Annotated in this window: 13 protein-coding genes; 5 read left to right on the forward strand and 8 right to left on the reverse strand. The window is 73.0% G+C overall.

Annotation, left to right across the window (positions count from 1 at the left end; genetic code table 11):
* Positions 1-26 precede the first annotated feature (26 nt).
* The 4 genes from BFF78_RS30660 to BFF78_RS30675 form a co-directional block, all read right to left on the reverse strand.
* Positions 27-1,538 (reverse strand): phytoene desaturase family protein, encoded by a 1,512-nt coding sequence (locus tag BFF78_RS30660; RefSeq protein ID WP_193433575.1) that lies wholly within the window; start codon positions 1,536-1,538, stop codon positions 27-29.
* Between the two features lie 399 nt (positions 1,539-1,937).
* A complete protein-coding gene (locus BFF78_RS30665; protein WP_069781381.1) occupies positions 1,938-2,567 on the reverse strand; it encodes a TetR/AcrR family transcriptional regulator in 630 nt (209 codons plus the stop codon).
* A 47-nt stretch (positions 2,568-2,614) separates the two neighbouring features.
* A complete protein-coding gene (locus tag BFF78_RS30670; RefSeq protein ID WP_069781382.1) occupies positions 2,615-4,699 on the reverse strand; it encodes a YhgE/Pip domain-containing protein in 2,085 nt (694 codons plus the stop codon).
* On the reverse strand, positions 4,686-5,459 hold the full coding sequence (locus BFF78_RS30675; RefSeq protein ID WP_069781383.1) for an ATP-binding cassette domain-containing protein: 774 nt from the start codon (positions 5,457-5,459) through the stop codon (positions 4,686-4,688). Before BFF78_RS30675 ends, BFF78_RS30670 begins: the two co-directional genes overlap by 14 nt.
* Positions 5,460-5,623: 164 nt before the next feature.
* Between BFF78_RS30675 and BFF78_RS30680 the strand changes: the two genes are divergently transcribed.
* The 3 genes from BFF78_RS30680 to BFF78_RS30690 all read left to right on the forward strand — a co-directional run bounded on the left by BFF78_RS30680 (position 5,624) and on the right by BFF78_RS30690 (position 7,834).
* Positions 5,624-6,187: an SAV_6107 family HEPN domain-containing protein gene (locus tag BFF78_RS30680; RefSeq protein WP_069781384.1), complete on the forward strand. Its 564-nt coding sequence runs from the start codon at positions 5,624-5,626 to the stop codon at positions 6,185-6,187.
* Between the two features lie 159 nt (positions 6,188-6,346).
* Positions 6,347-7,174 carry a methyltransferase gene (locus BFF78_RS30685; RefSeq protein ID WP_069781385.1) on the forward strand — a complete coding sequence of 276 codons (828 nt, stop codon included), beginning with the start codon at positions 6,347-6,349 and terminating at the stop codon, positions 7,172-7,174.
* Between the two features lie 276 nt (positions 7,175-7,450).
* The gene (locus tag BFF78_RS30690) at positions 7,451-7,834 is read left to right on the forward strand and encodes a DUF3040 domain-containing protein (RefSeq protein WP_069781386.1); all 384 of its coding nucleotides are present in this window, start codon (positions 7,451-7,453) and stop codon (positions 7,832-7,834) included.
* Positions 7,835-7,923: 89 nt separating this feature from the next.
* Here BFF78_RS30690 and BFF78_RS30695 read toward each other — a convergent pair whose 3' ends face one another.
* The 4 genes from BFF78_RS30695 to BFF78_RS30710 all read right to left on the reverse strand — a co-directional run bounded on the left by BFF78_RS30695 (position 7,924) and on the right by BFF78_RS30710 (position 13,501).
* The gene (locus BFF78_RS30695) at positions 7,924-10,308 is read right to left on the reverse strand and encodes a transglutaminase TgpA family protein (protein ID WP_069781387.1); all 2,385 of its coding nucleotides are present in this window, start codon (positions 10,306-10,308) and stop codon (positions 7,924-7,926) included.
* Complete coding sequence (locus BFF78_RS30700; RefSeq protein WP_069781388.1) at positions 10,305-11,666, reverse strand: DUF58 domain-containing protein; 1,362 nt, start codon at positions 11,664-11,666, stop codon at positions 10,305-10,307. The genes BFF78_RS30695 and BFF78_RS30700 overlap by 4 nt, the downstream gene beginning before the upstream one ends.
* Positions 11,666-12,706: an AAA family ATPase gene (locus BFF78_RS30705; RefSeq protein ID WP_069781389.1), complete on the reverse strand. Its 1,041-nt coding sequence runs from the start codon at positions 12,704-12,706 to the stop codon at positions 11,666-11,668. The genes BFF78_RS30700 and BFF78_RS30705 overlap by 1 nt, the downstream gene beginning before the upstream one ends.
* 246 nt (positions 12,707-12,952) lie before the next feature.
* Positions 12,953-13,501, reverse strand: a complete 549-nt coding sequence (locus tag BFF78_RS30710) for a beta-class carbonic anhydrase (protein ID WP_069781390.1) — start codon at positions 13,499-13,501, stop codon at positions 12,953-12,955.
* Between the two features lie 421 nt (positions 13,502-13,922).
* Here BFF78_RS30710 and rsmH point away from each other — a divergent pair, with 421 nt between their 5' ends.
* Together rsmH and ftsL are read left to right on the forward strand one after the other, a co-directional pair.
* Entirely contained in the window at positions 13,923-14,879 is a 957-nt protein-coding gene (rsmH, locus tag BFF78_RS30715) for a 16S rRNA (cytosine(1402)-N(4))-methyltransferase RsmH (RefSeq protein WP_079161546.1), read from the forward strand.
* A 150-nt stretch (positions 14,880-15,029) separates the two neighbouring features.
* A complete protein-coding gene (ftsL, locus tag BFF78_RS30720; RefSeq protein ID WP_069781391.1) occupies positions 15,030-15,629 on the forward strand; it encodes a cell division protein FtsL in 600 nt (199 codons plus the stop codon).
* The last annotated feature ends 132 nt before the right edge of the window (positions 15,630-15,761 follow it).

Below are 15,761 nucleotides of genomic sequence, written 5' to 3' on the forward strand. Positions count from 1 at the left end.
CGTAGTCCGAGGGACCCGGGGCCGGCTCACCGGGAGCCGCGGAACTCCGGGCCCTCCACGATCAGCCCCGCCACCAGCGCGCCCGACATACCCGCGTGCGGGAGTCCGCCGCCGGGGTGGGACCAGCCGCCGACCCGGTACAGACCGGGCAGCCGTGTGGTGTTCGACGGATGCAGGAAACGGCCCCGGCCGGCGGCCAGCGCGGGGGCCGGCACCGCGCCGAGGAAGGCACCCGTCTCGTCGTCGGTGTCGTCGGGTGTGCGCACCTCCTGCCACAGGACGCGGTCCCGCAGGCCCGGTATCACGGCCTCGGCGGCTTCGAGGAGATGCTCCGTGTACTGCCGGACCATGCCCTCCTCGTCCCAGTCGGCGGCGCTCGGCACCACTGCGGACAGCACCACGGACTCGTGCCCGTCGTCCGGTCTGAGCGCGGGGTCGTCCGGGCGCAGCACGGTCACCGTGGGCGGTGGCGGCTGGTCCCCGTCCGCCGAGGCCAGGAAGTCCAGCTCGGACTCCGGGTCCGGCGCATGGACGACCGTGCGATGTGCGGCACCGGCCTCGCACCCGCCGCGCAGGGCCAGCAGCAGGGCGAACCGTCCCGGACGGGTCATGAAGGGATCGGCCCGAACATCCCCGTTCCCGTCCAGCGGACGGTCCGTCAGCGCCTTCAACCACGCCGGGTCCACGTCCGCCACGACATGGTCCGCCTCGGCCACCGCGCCGTCGCTCAGCTCCACACCCGCCGCCCGGCCGTCCTTCTCCAGGACCCGCACGACCTCCGCGCCGAAGACGAACTCGACCCGCCGCCGCACGCACCGCTCGTACACCGCGCGCGCCAGCTCCCGGATGCCGCCGTGCACATACCAGGTGCCGAAGGCGTGCTCCATGTAAGGCAGTACGGCCGCGCTCGCCGGTACGGTCCGCGGATCGAGGCCGTGGGCGAGCGCGGAACTCTCCAGCAGGGCCGCGAGGCGCTCGTCGCGCAGCTCGAGGGAGCCGATCTCGGACAGGGTGCGCGCCTGCCGCGTGCGCAGCAGGCGCCGGTGCGCAACGGCCGGATACGGCTCCTTCTCGGCCAGCACCTGCCAGTTGGGCCACAAGGGCTCCTCCAGCAGCGGTCTGCGGGTGCGGTCCCAGGCCTCCCGGGCCCGCACCAGGAACGCGCCCCAGCGCTCGCCCGCGCCCGCACCCAGCGCCTTGTCGAGGGCCGCGACCACACCCGCGCGTGAGGCGTTCGGCAGCGACACCTCGGTGCCGTCCGCGAAGACATGCCGTGCGCAGGGGTCGACCTGGACCAGCTCGACGCAGTCCTCCAGCGGCTCCTTGCCGGTCTTGACGAACAGATCGCGGTACACGGCGGGCAGCGTCAGCAGGCCCGGGCCGGTGTCGAAACCGAACCCGTCCCGCTCGAACCGGCGCACCGCGCCGCCGTACGTCTCCGTACGCTCGTACACCACCACCCGGTGGCCCGCGACGGCCAGCCGGGCAGCGGCCGCCATCGCGCCCATCCCGGCGCCGATCACCGCAATCCGTGCCATGCCTGCGACTTTATCGACCGCCACTGACAATCCGGTCGGCGGGAGGTGAGCGCGGACACGATCGTGACCGGGCGGTGGGCCGCGGGCGTGGGCACGCGTGCGTACGGCTGAGTATCCGTACCTAGGCCGCGAGATGAGTACGCGCGCGGATGGGCCGCGACCTGTGTGAACGGGAGAGTGGAGGCACGGCAGGGGGCGCGGCCCGGCACCGCCGGCACGGGGCGGCGGAACGGCGCCCGCCAGCTGGCCGCTCCTTCCGCCGATCCGTCGGCGGAAGCGAGTCGGGGGACCCGGGGGACGACCACCCACGGGGGACCGCAGGGGGAGAACCGTACGGGGGAGTACGGGGAGTGGGGAAGGCGCCGGTCCGGCAGCGGACCGGCGCCTTCCCTCATGCGCTCAGCCCTTTCCGCTCACGCGCCCCTGGAGCAGCCGGGACAGCGCAGAGTGGACATCGTCCAGGGAGCGCTCCGGCTGGAAGGACTTCCAGTCCAGCGCGGCCACCAGGACCATGCCGACCAGTGCGGCCGCCGTCAGCTGGACATCGATCTCGTCGCTGAACTCGCCGGCCGCCACGCCCTCGCGCAGCACCCCTTCGACCACCGCGACGGCCTCCTGCCGGACCACCATCAGCGTGGACTGCCAGGCCCGGTTGGTACGCCACAGCTCGGCCACGTACAGCTGGGTGAAGGCCGGGTAGCGGTCGATGAAGACCAGGCCCGCGCGGACCATCGCGTCCAGCGCGTCGACCTTGCTGCCGCCCGCGCGCGCGGTCTGCTCCGCCGCCTCCTTCAGAGAAGCCGTGAGCAGGCCCACGCCGTGCCGCAACAGCTCCTCGAAGAGGACCGACTTGCTCGCGAAGTTGTAGTAGACCGTGCCCTTCGCCACCCCCGCCCGCTCGGCGATCTCGTCCACCGTGGTGGCGGAGAAGCCCTGCTCGGCGATGAGCGTGACGGCCGCCTCGTAGAGCTTCTGCCGGGTGGCCTCGCGGCGCGTGCTGCCGCCTGACCTGGCGCTGCTGCTTTCCATGGCCCCGATTCTCACAGGTACGCGCGCGTGCGGTGGCTGCGCGGGGATCACAGACTCAACTCCGGGTGCAGCCGGTCCAGCGTCCACACCTGGCGGCGCAGGGCGGCGAGGGCGGTCAGCGCGAGCGCGCCCGCGGTGAACGCGGCGAGCACACCGCACGCCTGCCAGACCGGGCCGAGCCCGCCGCCGGTGATCAGCCGGCGCAGCGCCGACACGATGTAGCTCATCGGCAGGAACGGGTGGATCGCGTTGAAGAAGCGCGGGCTGGTCTGCACGGGATAGGTGCCGCCGGCCGAGGTCAGCTGGAGCATCAGCAGCGCGAGCACCAGGATCCGGCCCGCCGCGCCGAAGCGGGCGTTCAGCCACTGCACGATCGCCGCGAAGCACGCCGTGACCAGGCACAGGAAGCCGATCGTGCCGGCCGCGCGCAGCATCTGCAGACCGACCGCCCAGTGCAGTACGGCCATCAGGGCGGCCACTTGCAGCACGCCCACGGCGACCACCGGCAGCCAGCCCGCGAGCGCGATCCGCCAGGCCGGCGAACCGGCCGCCAGGGCACGCCGGTTGAGGGGCGGGATCAGCATGTAGGCGACCATCGCGCCCACCCACAGGGACAGCGGGATGAAGTACGGGGCGAAGCCGGTGCCGTAGTTCGGCGCCTTGTGCAGGTCGTGGGAGGCCAGCTGGACCGGGTCGGCCATCACGCCGGTGCGCTGGTCGCGGTCCTTCTTGTCGTAGTCCGGGATCTTCTTGGCGCCGTCGTGCAGTCCGCCGGCGAGCTTCCCGGAGCCGTCGGACAGCTTGTACATGCCGCCGTTCAGCGTCTGGGCACCCGAAGCGGCCGTGCCGATGCCCTGGTCCAGCGTGGTGGCGCCGGTGTGGGCGGTGCCGAGCCCGGTGTGCAGCTTCCTGGCGCCGGCGGCGACCTTCTGGGCTCCCGCGTTCAGCTTGTCGATCTTCTTGACGGCGTCGTCGACGTCCTCGTACAGGTGCGGTGCGCGCTCTTGGAGGGCCGAGGCCTGCTCCTGGAGGGTGCCGAGGTTGTCCCGCATCGTCTTCAGGTCGCCGTCCTGGTCGGCGATCAGCGTGTTGAGGTCGTCGGCGACGGTGGCGACCTCGGCCGCGGCCGTCTTGGCCCGCTTGAGGTCGGGGCAGACCGGGTCGGGGATCGTGGCGGTCTCGCAGCGCGTCTTGTAGATCGCCTCCAGGACGGCGGAGTTCGCGTGGGCGATCTTCGCGGCGTCGGGGGCGCGCTTCACCAGGACGTCGAGGTTGTCCTTGACGGTCTTGGCCGAGTCGGCGACCAGCCGGGCGGTGTCCCCGATGGTCTTCTCGTTGTCCTTCAGGAACGGGCCGCTCTTGTCGTAGACGCCGTCGACCTTGTCGGCGAGCGCCTGGGTGCCGTCGGCGACCTGCCGGGAGCCGTCCTGGAGATCACCGGCGCCCGTGTCGAGCTTCTGCAGGCCCGTGGCCAGCTTGCCGCTGCCGCTCTTGGCGTCCTGCAGCCCGTCGGCGAGGTCCTTCGAGCCCTTCTCCGCCTTCCCGATACCGGTGTTCAGCCGGTCGGCGCCCTCGGCGGCCGTGACCGTCTTGTCGTGGATGCCGGAGAACGAGACGAAGATCTTGTCCAGGAAGGTGCGGGAGGCCTTGGTGGAGGCGGCGGTGCGGACCTCGCGGAAGACGGTCCGGGAGATCTGCCCGACGATGTAGTTGTTCGCGTCGTTGGTGCGCACCTGAAGGGCGCCGGTCTCCGGGGAGCCGCCCGAGCTGGAGGCGATCCGCCGGCTGAGGTCGGCGGGCATGGTCAGCGACAGGTAGTAGGTGCCGTCCTCGACGCCCTTGCGGGCTTCCTCGTCGCTCACCTGGTGCCACTCGAAGGTCCGGCTGTCGCGCAGCCCGTCGACGATGTCGTCACCGGCGGTGATCTTCCTGCCGCCCGCGGTGGCGCCCTTGTCGTCGTTCACCAGGGCCACCGGGATACGGTCCAGACGGCCGTAGGGGTCCCAGAAGGACCACAGGTACAGGGCGCCGTACAGCAGCGGCAGCACGAGCAGCGCGACCAGGGCGGCGCGCGGCAGCTTCCCGCGCCCGAAGCGCCTCAGCTCCAGCGCGGCCAGCCTAGGCGAGCGCATCGACGTCCTCCTTGGGGTCGCTCTTGTCGTCGTTGGTGTTGCCGCGGCCCTTGCCGGCCTCCGCCTCGGTGTCCTTCGGCCCGGTCCGTACGACCACGCAGTCACCGGGGGCGGTGCGGCAGACGACCGCCACCGTCGTCCCCGCGCGCGTGAGCGAGCGCAGCAGATCCCACACCTCGGCGCGCTCGGTGTCCGAGAGCTTCGTGTCGAGGTCGTCGACGCCGAGCAGTGCGGGCCGGCCGAGCAGGGCCAGGGCGATGGACAGGCGCAGTTCCTGCGGCCGTTCCAGGTCGCGGACGGCCGTCCGGGAGCCCTTGGGCAGCGTTTCGAGGTCGAGTCCGGCGGCGGCCAGGGCCGCGTCGACCCGCAGCCGTGCCTCGTGCGTGCGCTGGGGGCGGGGGCGCAGCAGCTGGCGCAGGGAGTCGCCGAACCGGCTCTGGATCAGGGCCCGTTCGCGCAGATGCTCGCCCACGGTCAGGGCGGGTTCCAGATCGGTCACCCCGGCCACGTTGGCCACCGCGCTGACGCGGCGCAGCCGGGCCATGTGCCGGGGCAGCCCGAGCCCGCCGACATGGGCCACGCCCTCGGTGGGTTTCATCCGTCCGGTGAGCGCGAGCAGCAGACACGTGCGGCCGGAGCCGGACGGTCCTTCGATCGCGATGAGCGAGCCGGGCTCCGCGTCGAGGGTGATGCCCCGGAAGGCCCACCCCCGCGGTCCCTTGAGCCCGAGGCCCTCGGCCCCGACGTCCACGCCGTCCACAAGCCCCCCTGCCGATCCACGTTTTGAACTGACTGGTCAGTGCAAAAATACGCCCGAACCTACGACCGAAGCAAAACCCCAGGTCAGAACGGATTGTCAGTGCCATACCCCACGATGGGCACATACGGCACCCGTGCCGTCACCCAGACGACAGGAGGTTCGTCATGGCCAACCCGTCCGCAGCCGCCGCCCGCCGGCGCCGCGCCACCGGCCCTGCCCCCTCACTGACCGGCCCGGCGAGCGATGTGCACCCCGTGCTCCGCCGGACCACGGCCCCGCCCGCCGCTCTCGACCTGCTCGCCCAGGCCCGCGCCGCACTCGACGAGGCCACCGTCCTGAACCCGCCGAACGAGCGCTATGCGACGGCCCACCTCGCCGCCCTGCGCACCGCCGCCGCCGTGCTCGCCGCCCGGGGCCGCCCCGAGACCTCCCCGCGCCGCCGCGCCCGGATCCGCAGCGCCTGGGAAGTACTGCCCGAGATCGCCCCCGAACTGACCGAGTGGAGCGCGCTGTTCGCCTCCGGTGCCGCGCGCCGCGCCCGCGCCGAAGCCGGCATCCAGGGCGCGGCGAGCCGCCGGGACGCCGACGACCTGATACGGGACGTGGCGATGTTCCTGCGCATCGTCGAGCGGATGCTCGTCCTCCAGCCGGTCCTGCCCCAGCCACGCCAGGACCCGGGCGAACGGGGCGGCCCGAGAGCGCGCGGTGACCTACCGGACGCGGGCTGACCACCGGCTGAGAGCGCTCTGGAGGCGGACGGCCGAGATGGCCGTCCGCCGTGCGAGACGCGGAACGGCGGCATCCGCCCACGGTGACGGGACAGGGCAGCGGAGGCAATAGGCTGGAGTCGCCTGAAGCCTTCCAGCCCTGCCGAGGAGCCAACTGCCGTGTCGGACCCGATGCGCCCGCCCGTCTCCCACCAGCACCCCCACACGGCGTCGCTGCGCTCCGACTCCCCTCGATCCCGCGCCTCGCTCCGTACCGCGGTGGTCTGGGAGGTCCTCCAGGACGCCCTCGACCGCCGGGTCAAGGCCACGGGACGGGAGGCGCTGGACGTCCTCGACACCGGAGGCGGCAGTGGCCGCTTCGCCGTGCCCGTCGCCCGGCTCGGCCACCGCGTCACGGTCGTCGACCCCAGCCCCAACGCCCTGTTCGCGCTGGAGCGCCGGGCCGCCGAGGCCGGTGTCGCCGACCGGGTCCGGGGCGTCCAGGGCGATGCGCACGGCCTGTTCGACGTGGTCGAGCGCGGTGGCTACGACGCCGTGCTGTGCCATGGCGTCCTGGAGTACGTCGACGACCCGGCCGAGGGCCTGCGCAACGCCGTTGCCGCGCTGCGCTCCGAGGGTGTCCTCAGCGTGCTCGCCGCGGGCCTCGGCGGCGCCGTGCTCGCCCGTGCCCTCGCCGGCCACTTCACCGAAGCCCGGCAGGCGCTGCAGGACCCCGAGGGCCGCTGGGGCGCCGGCGACCCGATGCCGCGCCGGTTCACCGCCGAACAGCTCACCGCGCTGGTCGAGGGCGCGGGCTTGACGGTCGGTGCCGTGCACGGCGTGCGGGTCTTCGCCGACCTCGTCCCCGGCGTCCTCGTGGACACCGAGCCCGGTGCCCTCGACGCGCTGCTCGAGCTGGAGGCCGCCGCGGCCGAGCTGCCCGCGTTCCATTCCGTCGCCACCCAGCTGCATGTGCTCGGCGAGACGCCGGGGGCCGGCGAGGCCTGAACACCCTGCCGTGACCCGCCGCTGATCAGGGCCTTGGCAGCGGATGGAGTACGCCACAAGACCCCCGATCGTGGGGTTTGCGCCGTATGATCGAGGTACACCACCCGGCATGACGGGTCGGCCGCCGGGGAATGCAAGCCTCAGCGAGCCGGGAGGCCATGTCGGACTCCGGTTGGCCAATTGGCGTAGAGGGGCGGGTTTCACGGGGGCGATTCCCTGCCTATCCTGAAGGGACCCCCCGGGTCGCCCCGGCGACTGCACGATGAGGAGGACTCCGTGCCGCTCTCGGAGCACGAGCAGCGCATGCTCGAGCAGATGGAGCGAGCGCTGTACGCCGAAGATCCGAAGTTCGCGTCGGCGCTTGAGGGAAGCGGGCTGCGTACGTACACCCGGCGGCGGGTCTACCAGGCGGTCGCAGGCTTCCTCGTGGGTATCGCGCTCCTCATGGCCGGAATGGTCGCGCAGCTGATCTGGGTCAGCGTGGTGGGTTTCCTCGTCATGCTGGGCTGCGCCGTACTCGCCGTCACCGGCTGGCGCAAGGCGCCGAAGCCGGGCGAGCAGCCCGCGGGCGCCGTCCGCCGCCCGGCCCGGCCCAAGCGCTCGATGATGGACCGCATCGAGGAGCGCTGGCAGCGCCGCAGGGATGAACAGGGCCATTAGCCGGCCGGCGGTTCCCCGGAGTTTCCCGGACGCCGACAGACCATGTGTGAGGGGCGACCACCGCTGGTGGCCGCCCCTCACACATGCTCTCAGCCCTGCTGCTGCGACGGCCGGCGCACGCTCGGCCGGGCCGCCGCCACCCGGGCCCTGAGCGCCGACCAGCGTGCCGACACCGCCCACAGCACCCGCACCGACGAGCGCGGCAGGAACAGCGCCCGCAGCCGCGTGCCGGTGCCCACGGTGCCGCGCAGCCCCTCGATCACCCGGCGCACATCCTCCGCCGCACCCGCCGCCGGGAGTGGCCGAGGCGCGTACAGCACCTGCTCCACCGCGTCCGCGACCCGGTGCACCGCCGCGCCGGCCGTCGGATCCAGCTGTCCCAGCTCGACGATCCGGGCGGCCGCCCTGCGCGGGGTCAGCGACTCGTCCGGCGCGATGCCGTGGTCCCAGGCGCTGTCCGTCAGCTCCTGCCAGGCTGCCAGGGTGTGCTCCGCCGCGCCCTGCTCGGTCCGGGCGTGCGCGCCCAGCCGTACCGATCGCACCCGCGTCCGCCACAGCAGCGGCGACAGCGGAATCGCCAGTACCACCAGCGCGGCCAGGCCGATCAGCGGATACCACCACGGGCCCGTGCCACCGCCGTTGCTGTGCGGGGCGGCCACCGCGGACGCCGTGTCACAGCCCTGCAGCTTGACCAGCTGGGGCGTGCAGCTCTGGCTCGGCGAGGCCGCCGCCGAGGGCGCCGTGGACGACTGGTGCGAGGGCAGGCTCTGGTCGGGCAGCGAGGTGCCGGGTGTGTCCGACACGGTGTACGACGGCGTGGTGCCACGCGTCGGGGTCGGCTCGAAGCGGGTCCAGCCCACGCCCTCGAAGTACAGCTCGGGCCAGGCGTGCGCGTCCTTCTGGTTCACCGTGACCGTGCCGTCCGGCTGCGGGGTGCCGGGCGCGAAGCCCACCGCGACCCGGGCCGGGATGCCGAGGGTGCGGGCCATCGCCGCCATGGCGAAGGAGAAGTGGACGCAGAAGCCCTGCTTCTTCTTCAGGAAGGTGGCGACGGCATCGGGGCCGCGGCCGATCTCCACCTGGGTGTCGTACTGGAAGCCGCCCGAGACGGCGAAGTAGTCCTGGAGCTTGACCGCTTCCTCGTAGTGGCTGCGCGCGCCCGCCGTGACCTCCTTGGCGGTCTGGGCCACCACCTTCGGCAGCACGGACGGCACCTTGGTGTACTCGCGCTTCAGGGCCGCCGGCGGCTCCGGCGCGCTGGACAGCTGCCCGGCGGTGGGCTGCACGTCCAGGCTGGTCACCTGGTAGGTCGCACCGCGCGTGGTCTGGCCGTGGTCGCCGACGAGGGTCATGCCGACCGGCTCGTAGCGCCAGCGGCCGCCGATCCTGACGTCGCTCGGCGGGTACGGCATCGGCAGCCAGTCCTGGGCGTACCAGTCCGACGCCGAGACCGTGGTCGTCACCGCGGTGCGTTTGACGTCCGCGGCGAGGCCGATGGGCGTGGGGAACCTGTCCGGGACACCGACGATGTGCCGCTGGGCCGGCTTCCAGGTCGTGCCGTCGAAGTCGTCCAGGGAGACGATCCGCAGATACAGGTCCGAGATGTCGTTCGTGCTGGTCTTCAGGGACAGCACCTGGCGGTCGTTGTCCGTGTTCAGGCTGTCGCGCAGCGACACCAGCGGGTTGACCGCGGAGATCGTGCCGCCGTTGCCGTCGCCCGCTCCGATGCCCGTGCCGGCGGCGTCGAGCAGGCCTCCCTGCATCGCCGGCAGGGCGAGCGGCACCACCAGGGCGGCGCCGAGCGCGACCGCGCCGATCCGGCGTCCGGTGCGCGCCGGGGCCACCGCATCGCCCTGCGGCGGACCCGTGGAACGGGCGGCGCCGCCGAAGACCCGGCCCCACTGCGCCAGCCGGTCCCGGCCCTCCGCGAGCAGCAGCATCAGATAGCCGGCCGCCGCCACCAGGAACCACAGCCAGTCGGCTCCGCCGTCGGACAGCCCGGCGGCCACCGAGTACAGCGCGAGCAGCGGCAGCCCGGCCGGGGCGGCGCTGCGGAAGGTCACCGCGAGCGTGTCCACCAGCAGGCCGATCAGCAGGACGCCGCCGATCAGCATCAGCTTGATGCCGTCGGTGAGCGGCGCCGGTATCGCGTACTCGCTGACGTCGGTGGAGCCCTGCTGGAGCAGGACGGCGAAGTGCCGGAAGGAGTCCGGGCCGGGGATCAGCCCGATGATCGCGTACTGCCGCGTGAAGACCAGGGTCAGCAGCACCACGGAGACGAGCGCCTGCGCCGCCACGGTCAGCGGCCGGCCCAGCGGCACCCGGCGGGCCGCCGCGCCCACCCCGGTCTGCACGGCCACCAGCGGCACCAGCTGCAGCAGCCAGGTCGGCTCGGCCACCAGGGGCAGCAGCGCGCAGGAGGCCATCAGCGTGGCCGCCGCCGCGCACAGGGCCAGTCGTGCCCGCCCGCTCATCCCGTCGCCTCCCCGGTCATGGCGGCCAGGCCCGAGCGCTCCCGGTCCGCCTGCTGCCACAGCGCGTTCAGCGGGGCGCCGCGCGGCACGCTCAGCGCCGTCCAGCCCGCCTCGCGCAGCATGCGCAGCCGATCGGTGTGCCGGTCGCCCGGACGCGGCACGTCGGTGAACTCCCGCACCCAGGTGTCCGGGTCCAGCACGAAGGCGACGGCACCGCCGCTGCGCCGGCTCATCTTGGCGACGGTCGCGGCCTGTTCCTCGTCCAGGTCGCCCAGGAAGGCGACCAGCAGCCCCTCGTTGCCGCCGCGCAGCACGTCGTACGCCCGGGACAGGCCCGTGCCGTCGGAGTGGTCGATCACCGCGAGGGTGTCCATCATCAGCCCGGCCGCCTCCGCGGTCTCCTGGCCCGTGCCGGCGAACCCGTCGGCGCCCTCGCCGGGCACCATGCTGCCGCTGTCGGTCAACAGCCGTACGGAGAAGCCCCGTTCGAGCATGTGCACCAGCGTCGAGGCCGCGCCGGAGACGGCCCACTCGAAGGCCGAGTCGGGGCCCGCGCCCTCGTAGGCGCCGCCCCGGGTGTCCAGCAGGACGGTGCACCTGGAGCGCCGCGGCTGCTCCTCGCGCCGCACCATCAGCTCGCCGTAGCGCGCGGTGGACCGCCAGTGCACCCGGCGCAGGTCGTCGCCGTACCGGTAGCCGCGCGGGATCACGTCGTCCTCGCCCGCGAGGGCCAGCGAGCGCTGCCGCCCGTCGCCGTACCCCTTGGCCTCGCCGCTGAAGCGGACCGGTGCGAGCGGCTCCACGTGCGGGATGACCGTGAGGGTGTCGAACGTCGAGAAGGAGCGGGTGAGTTCGCACATCCCGAAGGGGTCCGTCAGCCGCAGCTGCAGCGGGCCCAGTGGGTAGCGGCCACGCAGGTCGGAGCGGACCCGGTAGGACACCTCGCGGCGGCCGCCCGGCTCCACCCGGTCCAGCACGAACCGGGGGCGCGGCCCGAGGACGTACGGCACCCGGTCCTGGAGCATCAGCAGGCCTGTGGGCAGCCGGGAGACGTTGTCCATCCGCAGGTGCACCCGGGCCTCGCTGCCGGCGGGCACGCGCGCGGGGGCGAGCCGGCGGGTGCCGGCCACCCGGTAGCGCGTGCGGTACACCACCGTCGCGCAGATCAGGGGCAGCGAGGCCAGCAGCAGGCCGACGCGCAGGAGATCGCTCTGGCCCAGCACGTAGGCGCAGATCGCGGCCGCGATCCCGGCCGCCAGGAAGGAACGGCCACGGGTCGTCAGGCCCGCCAGGGCCGTACGGACGCCGCTCGTCTCCCCGCGGTCGGCCTCCGTCTGCCCGGTCCCCCCGGTGCTCATCACAGACTCCGCGGAGGCTGCTGGGGATATGCCGGGACGCCCCGCCCGAGGCCGCCGAAGCCGCTGTGCTGTCCGGGCGCCGCGGGCACCGGGGTGTGCTGGAGGATCTCCTGCACGACCTGCTCGGCCGTACGGCGGTTCAGCTGGGCCTGGGCCGTGGGCAGCAGGCGGTGCGCGAGGACGGCTACGGCGAGCGCCTGGACGTCGTCCGGCAGTGCGTACTCCCGGCCGGCCAGGGCCGCGGACGCCTTCGCCGCGCGCAGCAGATGCAGCGTCGCGCGCGGGGAGGCGCCGAGTCTGAGGTCGGGGTGGGTACGCGTGGCCGCGACCAGCTCCACCGCGTACCGCCGGACCGGCTCGGAGACGTGCACGCCGCGCACCGCCTCGATCAGCTTCACGATCTCGTGCGCGTGCGCCACCGGCTGCAGGTCCTCCAGCGGGTTCGCTCCGCCGTGGACGTCGAGCATCTGCAGCTCGGCCTCCACGCTCGGGTAGCCGACGGAGACCCGGGCCATGAAGCGGTCGCGCTGGGCCTCGGGCAGCGGGTACGTGCCCTCCATCTCGACCGGGTTCTGCGTGGCCACCACCATGAACGGGCTGGGCAGTTCATAGGTCTGCCCGTCGATGGTGACCTGCCGCTCCTCCATGGACTCCAGCAGCGCCGACTGGGTCTTGGGCGAGGCACGGTTGATCTCGTCGCCGATCACGATCTGCGCGAAGATGGCGCCCGGCTTGAACTCGAAGTCCCGGCGCTGCTGGTCCCAGATGGACACACCGGTGATGTCCGAGGGCAGCAGGTCGGGCGTGAACTGGATGCGCCGCACCGAGCAGTCGATGGACCGCGCCAGCGCCTTGGCCAGCATCGTCTTGCCCACGCCGGGGACGTCCTCGATCAGCAGGTGGCCCTCGGCGAGCAGCACGGTCAGCGCGAGCCGTACGACCTCGGGCTTGCCCTCGATCACGCCCTCCACCGAACCGCGCACCCGCTCCACCGTGGCGGTCAGATCAGTGAGGCTCGCTCGATCGTCATAGGTCGTCACCCGGCCCTCCTCGGCCCGTTCTTTCCGGGCCGACGCTGCTTGCGAAACCGGCCCACCCCGAAACACGGACACCACGACGGAATAGTTCCGCGTGACGTCACACCCCGCATTCTTGCCGCCGTTACCGATTCGTGTCACTCGCCTGTGGACAACTGCCCGCACGATGTCGGTCTTACGTCTTTTTCGACCGCATTTTCGATACGGGGGCGGCGGGGTGCTTCCGGGGTGGCCGGCCGGTCTGCCCGGTCAGGCCGGGTCGACCTCGCGCAGCAGACCGGTGCGCACGTCGAACACGAAACCACGCACGTCGTCGGTGTGCACCAGGAACGGCGAGGTGCGCACGCGCTGCATGGACTGGCGCACGTCCTGGTCGACGTCCCGGAAGGACTCCACCGCCCAGGCCGGGCGCTGGCCGACCTCCATCTCCAGCTCGTGCCGGAACTCCTCGGTGAGGGACTCCAGGCCGCAGCCGGTGTGGTGGATGAGCACGACGCTGCGGGTGCCGAGCGCCCGCTGGCTGATGGTCAGGGAGCGGATCACGTCGTCGGTGACGACACCGCCCGCGTTGCGGATGGTGTGACAGTCGCCGAGCTCCAGGCCGAGCGCGGCATGCAGGTCGAGGCGGGCGTCCATGCACGCCACGACGGCGACCTGGAGGACGGGGCGGGCGTCCATACCCGGGTCGGTGAACTCGGCGGCGTACGTCTGGTTGGCCTCGACCAGGCGGTCCGTCACGGTGCCGCCGTCGGTTATGGCGCCTTCGGATCCAGTGGGCACTGCTGCGGAAGTCGTCATACTCATGACGTTACTGGTCACCCCTGGTCCCGTCCTCCTGTGAGAGCGGGACAAAAAACGTCATCGCGGCTTGTTGTGAGCTAACCCACAGGGAGGGCAAACCTGCTCCGGGCGGGTGAATCCCATCGAATTGCGGCTCCCGCCGCGATGCGGTAGGCGACGCGCAGGCCGGTTGATTGACCGCGAGACAGGGTGGACTAAAGTGACGCGAAGCGGGAGACGCGGCTCTCCCCGCTGGTGAAACCCCCGGAGACCCCGGACCGCATCCGGACCGTCTCCCCACGTGCGCGGCGCGTACGTACGGCTCGGCCTCCTCCCGCTCCCGGTCCGGCAGACGCTTCCGGCGCCGGCAGGCCTCCCCTTCACGAGCTGGCGGGGACCCGGCGGTGCGTACGGCCGCGCCGGAAGATGAGAGGCCCCCTTGAGCCAGAGTCGACACGTCCCGGTGATGCTCCAGCGGTGCCTGGATCTGCTGGCGCCCGCCCTGGAGCGCCCGGGAGCGGTGGTCGTCGACTGCACCCTCGGCCTCGGCGGCCACAGTGAGGCGCTGCTCACCCGGTTCCCCGAGGCGCGGCTGATCGGGCTCGACCGGGACAAGGAGGCGCTGCGCCTCTCCGGGGAGCGGCTGGCGCCCTTCGGCGAGCGCGCCACCCTCGTGCACGCCGTCTACGACGAACTGCCCGACGTACTGCGCCGGCTGCGCATCGCGCGCGTGCAGGGCGTTCTGTTCGACCTCGGGGTCTCCTCCATGCAGCTGGACGAGGCCGACCGGGGCTTCGCCTACGCGCAGGACGCGCCCCTGGACATGCGGATGGACCAGACGACCGGTGTCAGCGCCGCCGAGGTGCTCAACACCTATCCGGCGGGCGAACTCGTGCGCATCCTGCGCGCGTACGGCGAGGAGAAGCAGGCCAAGCGGATCGTGGCGGCGATCGTCCGCGAGCGCGAGAAGGAGCCGTTCACCAACAGCGCCCGGCTCGTGGAGCTGATCCGTGACGCTCTCCCGCAGGCCGCCAAGCGGACCGGCGGCAATCCCGCCAAGCGCACCTTCCAGGCGCTGCGTATCGAGGTCAACGGTGAACTGGCCGTCCTGGAGCGGGCGATCCCGGCCGCGGTGAAGTCCCTCGGCGTCGGCGGGCGCATCGCCGTGCTGTCGTACCACTCGCTGGAGGACCGCCTGGTCAAGCAGGTCTTCGCGGCCGGCGCGGCCTCCACCGCACCTCCCGGCCTGCCGGTCGTGCCCGAGCGCTACCAGCCGCGGCTCAAGCTGCTCACCCGGGGTGCCGAACTTCCCACCGAGGAAGAGGTCGCCGAGAACCGCCGGGCCGCGCCGGCCAGGCTGCGCGGCGCCGAACGCATCAGGGAGGACGCCGAGTGAGGCAGACGGGTCGGTTGGATTCCCGGACTCACGTGGGGGGTCGTGCGGATTCCCGGCTTCACCGGGGGAGCCGCGAGGGCGCCCGAACGCGCCGGGTGAGCCGCGTTCACCGGGGTGGCCAGGGCGACTCCCGAACCCGCCGGGGGAGCCGTGAGTAGGAAACCCCAACTGAGGGGGCGGGCCGCGCGGCTCGCCCGGCTCTTCCCCGCCGGCCGCGCCCGGGCCGCCCGCGCCCCGTTCGTGCTCCTGGTCGTCCTGCTCCTCGGCGGCGGCCTCATCGGGCTGCTGGTGCTGAACTCCGCGCTCAGCGAAGGCTCGTTCAAACTCGCCGATCTGCAGAATCAGACGAAGAACCTCACCGACGAGGAACAGGCCCTCCAGCGCGCCATCGACGCCTACTCGTCCCCCGACGCCCTCCAGCGCCGCGCGCACCAACTCGGCATGGTCCCCGGCGGCGACCCGGCCTTCCTCGGCTCCGACGGCCGGATCAAGGGCGTCCCGAGCGCCGCCGGCCCCGAGCCCGCCGCCCTCACCGCCCCGGTCGCGCCAGGTGCCCCGGCCCCCGCCACCCCCCTCTCCGCGGCCCCCGCGACCCAGTCCACGCCCCCGCTTGCCTCCACCGCCCCGTCCCCGGGCCGGCCCCAGCCCGCCGCCACACCGCCCCAGCCCGTCCCCACGCCCCCCACCCCGGCAGCGGCCGTCCCCCCGCCACCGCCCATCCCCCAGCCCATCACGACCCCCGGCAGGTGACGGAAGTGTCCGACAGGGAACCGACGCGCCGCCGTGTGCCCGGGCCGGCGTGTGCGCTCCGCTCGGGTACGGCGGGGAGGGGGCGTGGCCGGGTGTGCTGTGACAGTGGCCCTGGGGGGCGCGTGAGGGGGC

Origin of the sequence: Streptomyces fodineus (assembly GCF_001735805.1) — a bacterium.
Lineage (GTDB): Bacteria > Actinomycetota > Actinomycetes > Streptomycetales > Streptomycetaceae > Streptomyces > Streptomyces fodineus.

Excerpts from the sequence above, each read along its gene's own strand:
- BFF78_RS30700 (WP_069781388.1), bottom strand. The coding sequence starts at position 11,666 with ATGAGCACCGGGGGGACCGGGCAGACGGAGGCCGACCGCGGGGAGACG.
- BFF78_RS30680 (WP_069781384.1), top strand. The coding sequence starts at position 5,624 with ATGGCCAACCCGTCCGCAGCCGCCGCCCGCCGGCGCCGCGCCACCGGC.
- BFF78_RS30660 (WP_193433575.1), bottom strand. The coding sequence starts at position 1,538 with ATGGCACGGATTGCGGTGATCGGCGCCGGGATGGGCGCGATGGCGGCC.
- BFF78_RS30665 (WP_069781381.1), bottom strand. The coding sequence starts at position 2,567 with ATGGAAAGCAGCAGCGCCAGGTCAGGCGGCAGCACGCGCCGCGAGGCC.
- BFF78_RS30695 (WP_069781387.1), bottom strand. The coding sequence starts at position 10,308 with ATGAGCGGGCGGGCACGACTGGCCCTGTGCGCGGCGGCGGCCACGCTG.
- BFF78_RS30670 (WP_069781382.1), bottom strand. The coding sequence starts at position 4,699 with ATGCGCTCGCCTAGGCTGGCCGCGCTGGAGCTGAGGCGCTTCGGGCGC.
- BFF78_RS30710 (WP_069781390.1), bottom strand. The coding sequence starts at position 13,501 with ATGACGACTTCCGCAGCAGTGCCCACTGGATCCGAAGGCGCCATAACC.